This window comes from Brasilonema bromeliae SPC951 (assembly GCF_012912135.1).
Classification (GTDB): Bacteria; Cyanobacteriota; Cyanobacteriia; order Cyanobacteriales; family Nostocaceae; genus Brasilonema; species Brasilonema bromeliae.
Map to the genome: position 1 here is coordinate 1 of NZ_QMEB01000236.1, position 10,163 is coordinate 10,163.

The 10,163-nt window shown below is 41.4% G+C and carries 10 protein-coding genes; 3 read left to right on the forward strand and 7 right to left on the reverse strand.

Features of this window, described 5'->3' with window-relative positions; genetic code table 11:
* Positions 1 to 5: 5 nt before the first annotated feature.
* Both DP116_RS23455 and DP116_RS23460 read right to left on the reverse strand, forming a co-directional pair.
* Complete coding sequence (locus DP116_RS23455) at positions 6 to 1,013, reverse strand: zinc-dependent alcohol dehydrogenase family protein (RefSeq protein WP_169157461.1); 1,008 nt, start codon at positions 1,011 to 1,013, stop codon at positions 6 to 8.
* A gap of 221 nt (positions 1,014 to 1,234) precedes the next feature.
* Positions 1,235 to 1,807, reverse strand: a complete 573-nt coding sequence (locus DP116_RS23460) for a Uma2 family endonuclease (RefSeq protein WP_169157462.1) — start codon at positions 1,805 to 1,807, stop codon at positions 1,235 to 1,237.
* Between the two features lie 250 nt (positions 1,808 to 2,057).
* Here DP116_RS23460 and DP116_RS23465 point away from each other — a divergent pair, with 250 nt between their 5' ends.
* Together DP116_RS23465 and DP116_RS23470 are read left to right on the forward strand one after the other, a co-directional pair.
* Positions 2,058 to 2,549, forward strand: coding sequence for a hypothetical protein (locus DP116_RS23465; protein ID WP_169157463.1), 492 nt, complete (start codon positions 2,058 to 2,060; stop codon positions 2,547 to 2,549).
* 315 nt (positions 2,550 to 2,864) lie between these two features.
* Positions 2,865 to 4,136 (forward strand): EndoU domain-containing protein, encoded by a 1,272-nt coding sequence (locus DP116_RS23470; protein ID WP_169157464.1) that lies wholly within the window; start codon positions 2,865 to 2,867, stop codon positions 4,134 to 4,136.
* 508 nt (positions 4,137 to 4,644) lie between these two features.
* On the opposite strand, the gene arsS is transcribed toward DP116_RS23470, so the two are convergent.
* The 3 genes from arsS to DP116_RS23485 form a co-directional block, all read right to left on the reverse strand.
* Complete coding sequence (gene arsS / locus DP116_RS23475) at positions 4,645 to 5,631, reverse strand: arsenosugar biosynthesis radical SAM (seleno)protein ArsS (protein ID WP_169157465.1); 987 nt, start codon at positions 5,629 to 5,631, stop codon at positions 4,645 to 4,647.
* A 179-nt stretch (positions 5,632 to 5,810) separates the two neighbouring features.
* Complete coding sequence (gene arsM / locus DP116_RS23480; RefSeq protein ID WP_169157466.1) at positions 5,811 to 6,779, reverse strand: arsenosugar biosynthesis arsenite methyltransferase ArsM; 969 nt, start codon at positions 6,777 to 6,779, stop codon at positions 5,811 to 5,813.
* A gap of 111 nt (positions 6,780 to 6,890) precedes the next feature.
* Positions 6,891 to 7,565, reverse strand: a complete 675-nt coding sequence (locus tag DP116_RS23485; RefSeq protein ID WP_169157467.1) for a response regulator transcription factor — start codon at positions 7,563 to 7,565, stop codon at positions 6,891 to 6,893.
* Between the two features lie 204 nt (positions 7,566 to 7,769).
* Here DP116_RS23485 and DP116_RS23490 point away from each other — a divergent pair, with 204 nt between their 5' ends.
* Positions 7,770 to 9,020 (forward strand): GAF domain-containing sensor histidine kinase, encoded by a 1,251-nt coding sequence (locus tag DP116_RS23490; protein WP_169157468.1) that lies wholly within the window; start codon positions 7,770 to 7,772, stop codon positions 9,018 to 9,020.
* Positions 9,021 to 9,040: 20 nt separating this feature from the next.
* Here the strand turns inward: DP116_RS23490 and DP116_RS23495 are convergent, their stop codons facing one another.
* Both DP116_RS23495 and DP116_RS23500 read right to left on the reverse strand, forming a co-directional pair.
* Positions 9,041 to 9,328, reverse strand: coding sequence for a Mo-dependent nitrogenase C-terminal domain-containing protein (locus tag DP116_RS23495; protein WP_048869028.1), 288 nt, complete (start codon positions 9,326 to 9,328; stop codon positions 9,041 to 9,043).
* A 250-nt stretch (positions 9,329 to 9,578) separates the two neighbouring features.
* A complete protein-coding gene (locus DP116_RS23500) occupies positions 9,579 to 9,932 on the reverse strand; it encodes a hypothetical protein (RefSeq protein ID WP_169157469.1) in 354 nt (117 codons plus the stop codon).
* Positions 9,933 to 10,163: the final 231 nt, after the last annotated feature.

A 10,163-nucleotide genomic window follows, 5' to 3' on the forward strand; every position in this document is an offset into this window, starting at 1 on the left:
TCCCATCACTTATCTCCCATTAGCAGAACAATTTTACCCGTCACTGACCCAGTTTCAAGCAAATGATGAGCTGATCGTGCTTCTTCTAGTGGAAATGTGTCGCTAACTTGAATTTTCAACTTCCCTGCATCAATCCACTTAGCACATTGTTCTAGAATTTCTGCTTGATGTTGCTGCGCCTCTACAATTCCTTGCAACATTGGTGTCAGCATTAATTCTAAACCAACGCGGAGATTACGTTGTCTGGCAGATTTCCAAACGGTATTGGCATCTGGTTCTAATATTGTGACTATGTCGCCATAAACTCGCACTGCTGGAAAAGTTTTATGAAAAGTCTCTCCACCTACAGTGTCAAAAGCTAAGTCTACACCTTCCCCGTTTGTCCAATCGAGTGCTGCTTGCACAAAGTCTGTTTCTTTGTAAAGAATGACATGGTTAGCACCGAGTTTCTGAACAAAATCTGCTTTCTCCTGAGTACTTACAGTCGTGCTGACATCAGCACCCTTAAGCTTCGCCAGTTGAATTGCTACATGACCGACTCCACCAGCACCTGCATGAATTAATACCCGTTCTCCAGGTTCCAAGCGTCCCCGTTCGTATAAAGCTTCCCAAGCGGTGATGAGGACTAACGGCGCTGCAGCAGCTTCTGCAAAGGATATAGAAGCGGGTTTACGGGCAACAAATCGCTCATCAACAGTCGTATATTCAGCATAATTGCCTTGATGTCCACCCAAGCCACCATTACAAAAATAGACTTCATCGCCTACGCGAAATTTCTGAACACTAGCACCCACAGCCTCAACAACACCTGCACCATCACATCCTAAAATAGCAGGCAATTTATCAGGGTAAAAAGTGCCACGTTTACGAAGTTTGGTGTCAATAGGGTTAATGCCTGCTGCTCGTAAGTGTACCAGAAGTTCAGTTTCACCCAAAGGAACAGCAGGATTTTGCACATCTTGGACTTGTAGAACTTCGGGATCGCCAGCTGCTGTCATTAAAACTGCTTTCATTGCTTCGCTTCCTCTTCTGTGCTAAAGGGTAGTTGCATTTGACAATTTACCGCAAAGGGTAGGGCATTATGAGCAATTCAAAATTCAATGTATGCCCTACGGGTACGCTTGTTCTACAAAAATACTGTATTACTTTATATAAAAAACTAAGCGCTATTATGAATATAAGTTGATGTACAGTAAGGACAATTCATCCTTTAATTATGCAACCTTGAGCATCTCTATATTTCCGAGAATAAAACATCTTCGTAAACCTCTGCGAGGGAACAGGAAAAATTTACACTGGTTAACTCTAAATCTTGATTTCTTCTATAGCTGTAAAGCACCCATCTTCCTTCAGAATTGCGTCGAAAACAATCAACACGCTGGCGAGTTTGACTGATTAAGACATATTCTTGCAATGTTTCTAATTCTTGATAGTCACTAAATTTATCGCCCCGGTCAAAAGCTTCTGTCGATGGTGATAAAACTTCTATAATTAAGCTGGGATAGCGTTTGAAATATTCAAATTTTGTATCTCGTTGGTCGCAAGTTACCATGATATCAGGATAGTAGAAAATATTCAGTGTTTCGATGCGGGCTTTCATGTCAGCGACGTAAACACGACACCCTGTTCCTCGGATATGATTTCTTAGCAGGGTAACTAAGTTAGCTGTAATTGTTACATGAACATCACTTGCACCGGACATTGCATAAATCTGCCCTTGAATATATTCATGTTTAATTGGGCTAGATTTTTCGGTTTCTAGGTACTGTTCTGGGGAAAGATAGGGATGATATTGACTAAGAGTCATTGAATAACTCCAGTTGTATGGCTGTGGTTTATCGTTGCTAGGGTTGTTTCGTTTCTATTTTAAGTTGATACTTTGATTTATTTTCCCCTTTGATTTTTGAGAATCACTCGTGGAAACTCTTAACAGGGAACAGGGAACAGGGAACAGGGAACAGGGAACAGGGAACTCTTAACGCTTAACACCGAAGAAGGAAAAAGGTGTACGTAGCTGAGCGAAAATCAAATAGGAGTCTCATAGTAACATAAAAAAAATGGCTAGAATTATTTACGAAACTGAAAATTCCTTAGAAATTACAGAACTCAGAGCAGAAGTTTTGTCAAAACGTAATTGTGGAGAGGTGTTGTTTGAGATCAAAAAGTTAATACCGGATGAAACTATTGAAAGATCTGAAAATCTGACTGCAATTCTTGATTTATTTGTGAGCCAATTAGGGTATTCCAGTCTTGGGTTGCGCTGGAAAGAAGTTAATCAAGGAGAGGCGCAAAAAATCTTAAAGTTTATCATGACGAAAGATTTGGCTTATTCTGTGCAATTAATGAGCTTAGAAGAAGCAGAGAAAATTGTTGTTAAACTCTTTCAAATTTTTCCAGGTAATTGCAAATTTTTCACAAATGCGTTATTTCGGAACAATTACTCTGGCATCAGTGCATGGGATTCAATAACAAAAGCCACATTCGATACAGGGATTATTGTTGTCAGTGAGAGACGAATTGGTATCCTCTGGGTTCAAGATGAAGATTAAGCAGAAGTCAGTGAAGAAGTAGGGAAGCACCCGAGCAGCGGGCAAAGGGAGGAGAGTATACTCTGATTGAACTCATAAAGTTTTTAAAAATCTCACACGTGTAGAGATGTTGCATGCAACGTCTCTACATAGGTTAGCCTTTTTGCAAATTATCTGATTTGAACCATATTGAAATGATCAATTCAAGAAAACTTAGCATTTCAATGGTTAATAACTTGTTAATCAACAATTAATCAAACAATAAGTGATTGATAACGTTATAACTATCAATTCCTATTTCAATGAGTAATGAGTTAAGCATTAACCCTGTTAAATATGTCTAAGTTAGCATTACCATTGAAGATAGCAGGAGGAGCCATCTTACTGCTTTCCTTTTTTTCATCTAGAGTAAATAGTGTTACAATTTCAGAGGGATTTGAAAACGGTACGAAAGGCAGTTATGCAGCAGGTGACGTCACCCTCAGTACAGGCGTTTGGAATTTTAATGATGCGCTCATCGGTAATCTTTCAACCGATGTTAAGACCGGGACGCAATCTGCTCGCATTCGCAATAACGGCAAGGTGACGATGAAATTTGATCGTACGGGTGCTGGTACAGTTACTATCAAACATGCCAAGTTTGGTTCTGATGCTAGTACCACTTGGGAGTTGTGGTGTTCAACCAATAGCGCATCTTCATGGTCAAAAATAGGTTCAACAATTACGACAAGCTCTACATCACTTCAAACAGCAACTTTCACTCCTAATCTCTCTGGGACAGTTCGCTGTGAAGTCCGCAAAACTGATGGAACTTCAAACAGAACCAATATTGATGACATTGAAATTAGCGATTATGGCTCTTCTCCTCCTTCTTCTTCCTTACCTCCCGGTTCTGTACCATTCTTTGACAATATCAACAACCCTGTCTCTGGTTTAGCTTACGGTAGCCCAGCCGATGTTACACCTCCCGCGCCAGTACCAAACAGCTTTGACACAGCAGTGACTAATCTTTGTGGAGCACCTGGTACAGTCGTCAGTCGTGCGGGCTTCCAGTCTATGATGCAGAACAACTCTACTGTCTTGGCAAATATCAAGCAATATGTGGGAGGATATCTTAAACCAGGACGCACCACAGATGCAGCTTTCTTGGATGACTTGACTGATGTCTGGTTTAATGCGCAGGCTTTTGATCATATCTTTTGTGGGGAACCAGTTCAAGGCGGTTCGATTGGGGGACTGCACTTTGTCGCTCGTTATGTGGAACTTCAGGAAAAGGGTTTAGCCGGACGGTTAGACAACAATACATCCAGAGAAGAGGTTGTTCCCGGTACAATTTACACTATTGGCGTTGTTATGAAGGTAGGTAGTGGTACTGCTCAGTCTTCTATCAAAGGTTATCCCTATACCCTCAACGCTGAAGAGATTCTATCGAAAGCATCTCTAGGTTACAAGAACAACCCAAATACCACCTCGACTAACACAGTTTGTAATTTGAGCGTAACTGACGAGGGTAAAACATTCACAGCCATATTTGTGAGGAGAGATGGCGGGATTCGCACTTTCTATCCTGATGCTACCCCCGATAGTAACCCCAATTGTACGCAGTAATGATGAAGTCTGGTTAATGGGCTATCTATCAAGAACCGCGCCTCGTACTGCGATCGCTAAGGTGTGAGGAGATTTCAACTCCGCATCCATCCCAAAAAAATAAAAGCCGTGGAACATTCAATTCCACGGCTCTTGTTGTAGTGTGAGGAGCTAAACTTTCTATCATCATAATGCTAACTGACGAGTATAAACATGCTCGTAACGATTTTGGTAACAGAAATTTTTCTGCCAGTATTCACAACCTTTCTCGCCTCTGGGAACTAACACCCTTGCGTATCATCCTCACATTGGGTGAGTTTCTGTTTAGATTCCATAAAAAAATAAATAACCGTGGAAGCACCAGATGAGTCCACGGCTATAAATGTGGTGTGAGGAGACTTAACTTAAAATCATCATAAACTTCTTGGAGTCTTGGTAAGGCGCTCGTAACAGTTTTGGTAACGAGATTATTCACCAAGCCGGATAAATCACTTGCTCAAGCCTTTCCCAGACAATCATGCAAGCAACTTCACAGCAAAGCGCCACCACAGCTAGAACCAGTACCGGCTGTACAGCCATAACAATAAGCTGCTGTCTGTACTTCATTTATCAAGTCCAAAGAACCAGCTTGTAATAACTTGGCGACTGTCAGGTTTTCCCCGTCGCGAGTTTTTGCAGGTAAATTCATCATTTGGTTGAAGTCGCAGTCATACACATAACCCAGATAATCAATTGAAATCTCATCCCGACACATCAAATGCTCAATTGTACCAGTATTGAAATGAGACTCTAAAAACTGCAAATAAGGAGCATACAGTTTCTTTCTTTCTAGAGACAGTTTTGTTCTCCCAACTGGTAAGTTGGTAATCGTAAATAGATTGTTAAAAGTAATATCAAAATTTTCTTGTAAATATTGCTTGTAATCTCTTTCCAGCTTTGTTTGGTCTGGAGTGAGGGAAAATTTCTCATCTTTCGGTAATTGTGGATTGTAAACTAAATCCACGATTAAATCTGGTTCTTTCCCATAACCTAGTTGGTTCAGCCATTGCAGTGCTTTAATGGAACCATCATACACGCCAGCACCGCGCATTTTATCCACATTATCTGACAAATAGCAGGGCAGAGAAGCAACAACCCTAACTTTGTGTTTGGCAAAGTATTCTGGCAAATCATCAAATCCATCTTCAAAAAAAATGGTCAAATTAGAACGGACAATCACCTGTTTCCCTGTTGCTCTTGCTGCTTCTACCAGTGGTTTGAAACCATAATTCATCTCAGGTGCACCACCAGTCAAATCAACAATTTGAATTTGAGGAAATTTATGAATTATCTCAATCAATTGTTGGCAGATTTCTGGAGAAAGTTCTTCTGTGCGTTTTGGTCCAGCTTCTACATGACAATGGTTACAAGCAAGGTTGCAGCGCTTACCTAGGTTAATTTGTAAAACAGTGATTTCTTTTTTGGTTAACGGAGAGGCAAGTTTTTGTTTGAAAGGTGTTATCGCTGTTTGAATCATTGTCTCACTTATATAGATGCAAAATGAAAGATGTGTCTTTTTTGGATTTTTCTCTCGTTCCCATGCAGAGCATGGGAATGCATCATTTGAGGCTCTGCCTCCCAATGATTATATTAAGGCAAAGCCTCAAGTTATGCATTCCTTGCCTGAGGCAAGGAACGAGAAAACGTACGCTAAAATTAACAACAACCGCCGCCGTTATAATGCCAAGTTGAATCAGTCATCATTATTTGCTCTGGCATTAAGGCTGCAAGTTTGGCAGCAGTTTTATCACACACTGATGCTGGAATTCCACGCTGAAGAATATGACCAGCATCATCATCAAAAAATGATTCAGAACCAGCATAAATAGCTGTTTTTCCTGTGAACACACAAGCGCCATCTTCAGGAATGATAACTTTGAAAGCGACAGAATCTAGACTTTCTAAAAGAAGATTCTCTTCTAAGTTGTAAGTTTGAGAATCGAGCAAACGGTAGGGGCGACGAGCGCGAATTTCTACTTGCCCAAAGCCTGCACTTATAATACGCTGAATGTACTGTTCATAAGTGAGTGCGCCTGATAAACACATTGCTCGCAGCTGCTCATCTTTTTGCAGATGTTGCGGAATGGGACGAGTCGCAATTGGATCACTCATCTGCAATTTTCCACCTGGTTTTAATACCCGGTATGCTTCTTGCAAAGCACGGGTTAAATCCTCTGGTTCAAAGATATTGAAAAGGCAATTTTGCGCTACGATATCAACAGAATCATCAAGAACAGGTAAGTTAAAGGCATCGCCTTCGCGAATTTCTACAAAGCTGGTGTCAAACCAAGGGTTTTCTTGAGCAGCAATTTCCAAGTTACGTGCTGCAGCTTGACGCATTTCTGCTACTGGATCAACAGCAATAACAGCACCAGGACGCTGAGAAAAGTAAGCAAATTGCAAAGCTTCTAAACCACCGCCAACTCCAACATACAGTACCGTGGGTTGATTTCCAAGTTCGGTGAGATGAACAGTCGTCCCGCAACCATAGTTCATTTCCTGCATTTTGCGAGGAATTTTCAACCCTGGTAATTGCAAGGGTGTGCTTTGCACACAACAAAGTCCGACTTGCGGTGTTTGGGCGACTTCACTATAAAACTGCGCCGCTGTCTCAAGATAACTCATTGCACTCGCTGATGTTGACTACCGTTCTTAAGTGTAGCGGTAAGTAAATCAGTGAATTCATATCAAATGGGTAATTTATTTATCGAACAAATGCAGTATGGGGCGTTCAGATTATTCTCGCAGTGCGTAACCAACTCCACGTACAGTTTGGATGAGACGTTTTTCCTCATTCGCCTCCAATTTCAGGCGCAAGTAGCGAATGTAAACCTCAATAATGTTGGAGTCGCCCATAAAGTCGTAGCCCCAGACTTCTTCGAGAATGCGATCGCGCGTAATAACCTGTCGTGGATGGATCAGTAAATACTCCAGTAAATCAAACTCTTTGGCGGTTAACTCAACTAAGCGCGTCCCTCGAAAAACTTCCCGCGTGCGACGATTTAAACTCAAGTCTTCAAATTGCAAGGTATTAGTGTCGGCTTCTTGGGTTCTTCGCAAGTGTGCGCGGACTCTGGCTAACAACTCTTCGACGCTAAAAGGTTTGACAACATAATCATCAGCACCTGCGTCTAAACCAGCAACGCGATCGCTTACCTCATCTTTAGCTGTTAACAATATAATTGGTACCTGATCTCCAGTGCTTCGTAAACGTCGGCAAATTTCCAACCCAGATAAACCAGGTAGCATCCAATCCAATATCACTAAATCTGGATGAGACTCTCGTGCAGTCGTCAGTCCTGTTAACCCATCGTGTGCAACACTAACTTTATAACCCTCATAACTCAGTTCCAATTCCACAAATCGAGCGAGTTTAACTTCATCTTCAACAAGTAAAATATGCGATGTCATGAATATTTAATAACAGATAAAGTTACTTTTCTTTACATCTACTTACTACAAAACCTGATACTTTTGTATTGATATTATACAGAAACTAAGTGAAAAACCCTGATAAGAATTGTTGCACTTTTTGACGACTCAATTTGACAACAGAATTGATCACCCTCATTTGTATATGAATATACTATTGTTTCATCAAGCAAGGAGCATTCTATGTCCTTGAAATTACATAATTGGCAGCAAGAAAGACGCACACTAGAAATCTTATCTTCACTCAGTTATCGCAGAGGTGAACTCCAGAGTTACTTGCGACAAATCACGTGTGGTGTTTGTGAATTGCTAGAACTAGATTGGTCAGTCGTCACTCTTTGCCAAGATGGTTATGAGAAAGTGCTAGCGAGTAGTATAGACTTGGGAGATGATAATGATCAAGTTTATTTACTGCATGGTAGCTTAACTGGCACAGTTGTGCAAACTGGACACAGTCTAGTGGTACCAGACGCCAAAATTTGTAACGATTATGGTGAAGCACCAGAAGGATATCAAGCTTATTTGGGGGTTCCTCTGTGCACTCCTGAAGGAAAGATTGTTGGAACGATTTGTTCGTTTCACAAAACGTCGCGCCAGTTTTCTGCTGATGAAGTTCGCATAGCTGAGTTATTTGCTGAACGTGCGGCGACAGCGATTGACAATTATTTTCTGTACCAGCAACAACGACAATTCAATCAAATCCTAGAAGCTGAGGTAGCGCGGAGGACGGAAGAATTAAGGGCGGCTCAAGCTAAACTTGTAGAACAAGAACGTTTAGCAGCAATAGGCGAATTCGCTGCTTGTATTATCCACGAAATTCGCAACCCTTTCACAACAATGAAAATGGGGTTAAACTTTTTTCAAAAACTTGATTTATCTGCGCCAGCAAAAGAGCGATTATTTTTGGCACTAGACGAAGCTCATAGATTAGAAAGATTGTTAAAAGAAATATTGTTATATGCCAAACCGCAGACACTACAGTTAGAAAAAATAGATATTAATGAATTCATTCCTGAAATTCTGCCCTCGCTGCAAAATATGTCAGAAGCTGTAGGACGGGAAGTTGATTTTTATCCAGCAATGAATGAGGTGAAAGTAGAAGCAGATAAAGATAAACTGAAACAAGTCTTTATTAATCTTGTGCGGAATGCATTTGAAGCAATTCCCAAAGGAGAGACTGTGAAATTGCAAATTGAGAGTAACACAAATCGAAATCAAGTCTGTATTCATGTCCACAATGGCGGTGAACCTATTTCCCCAGAGATTTTACCCAAGCTAACCCAGCCCTTTTACTCTACAAAATCTTCTGGAACTGGGTTAGGACTTGCCATTAGCAAACGGATTGTGGAAGTTCATAGTGGAGAGCTTTTGATGAAATCAAATCTTGCGGAAGGTACCACGGTCAGCGTGCGATTACCTATAGTTACTGCATGATATCACTACCAGACGTGCTATTAGCAATAGGCTGTAACGTCTTCACCACATTCATCAGCAAGATAACACAAAGCTTTGAAACGTAAAGTCACCACTTCTTCATAAAGAGGATTTAACTTACACATAGGTGGAATGTGAAATAGCTTGCGACCAAATAGTGTAATGTCACGTTCAAAAGGACATTGAGCCGGGATCAATTTGCAGAGTGAATGAGCTAATTTGGCATTATGAATTTCTATTGAATCAAACCATTGACGAACAGGTTGCAGAAGGTCGTTTTGTGGGCCCAGTTGAGTAAAGCTAGTCATAATGATTTACCTCGTCTTGATAATTGCAAAGTTGGTCTTGTTTGTTGGGTTTGAACCCTTTCCTATATATCTATAGGGAGCAGTTGTCTGTCTTATGCAGTTGTTTTTTGTTCTCTTTTTTGGGAACACTCATTACTACAAACTCCAGTTCTAGTGTTCCGGACGATTTCCCCGATATTTTTGTTGCACATAGAATTTTTCTACTGAAAGGGTATAAACAGGCTTGAGGGGCGTTTTTGCATCACCGCCCCTACCCTTGGTTTTCACTCTTCGATTGGTTTGGGCTAGCGCCGTAAGTCTGGACTCGGACTAAACCAAAGGGGATGTCTGTCGTTAGCCCGACGCTTCTACCGTAAACTGGGTAAAGCCACGTCTGCGAAACAGGGCAAACGAAACGGACGCGCGGAGCGATGGCTTCGCCGGCCCTACGCCCCAATCCGGCGCAGCCGGATTGCCCTGTGCTTTCAGCACAGGGGGAGGGTTTTCCTCCAGAAAACCCTCCGGGCGTGATACGGGCGATCGCCGCTCTTTTGTCTTTAACAGTAACTTCTGCTGATACTTTCTCTCCAGATTGATTTGTTATGCTAATACCCTTGGTTAGCATTAACCCGTCTGGTAAATCAATAAAAAGCTCTGAAACGAGCGTAACCCAACAAAACCTTTCGGTTGGTGTTGGGTTTCGTTCCTCAAGATGTTAGCGTAGTGAGCGAAAGATGTATGGTGTGCAAACTGTTCAGTGTACTGCTATACAAAACTTGACTAAACTTTTTCAAACCTAGCCATTCAACTAAAGAAAACTTTAGAGGGTCTGCTTCCTGCTTCTACCAAGGGAGTC

Bases quoted from the DNA above. Each gene is read 5' to 3' on its own strand.
- DP116_RS23455 (WP_169157461.1), bottom strand. From the start codon at position 1,013: ATGAAAGCAGTTTTAATGACAGCAGCTGGCGATCCCGAAGTTCTACAA.
- DP116_RS23460 (WP_169157462.1), bottom strand. From the start codon at position 1,807: ATGACTCTTAGTCAATATCATCCCTATCTTTCCCCAGAACAGTACCTA.
- DP116_RS23465 (WP_169157463.1), top strand. From the start codon at position 2,058: ATGGCTAGAATTATTTACGAAACTGAAAATTCCTTAGAAATTACAGAA.
- DP116_RS23470 (WP_169157464.1), top strand. From the start codon at position 2,865: ATGTCTAAGTTAGCATTACCATTGAAGATAGCAGGAGGAGCCATCTTA.
- arsS (WP_169157465.1), bottom strand. From the start codon at position 5,631: ATGATTCAAACAGCGATAACACCTTTCAAACAAAAACTTGCCTCTCCG.
- arsM (WP_169157466.1), bottom strand. From the start codon at position 6,779: ATGAGTTATCTTGAGACAGCGGCGCAGTTTTATAGTGAAGTCGCCCAA.
- DP116_RS23485 (WP_169157467.1), bottom strand. From the start codon at position 7,565: ATGACATCGCATATTTTACTTGTTGAAGATGAAGTTAAACTCGCTCGA.
- DP116_RS23490 (WP_169157468.1), top strand. From the start codon at position 7,770: ATGTCCTTGAAATTACATAATTGGCAGCAAGAAAGACGCACACTAGAA.
- DP116_RS23495 (WP_048869028.1), bottom strand. From the start codon at position 9,328: ATGACTAGCTTTACTCAACTGGGCCCACAAAACGACCTTCTGCAACCT.
- DP116_RS23500 (WP_169157469.1), bottom strand. From the start codon at position 9,932: ATGCTAACCAAGGGTATTAGCATAACAAATCAATCTGGAGAGAAAGTA.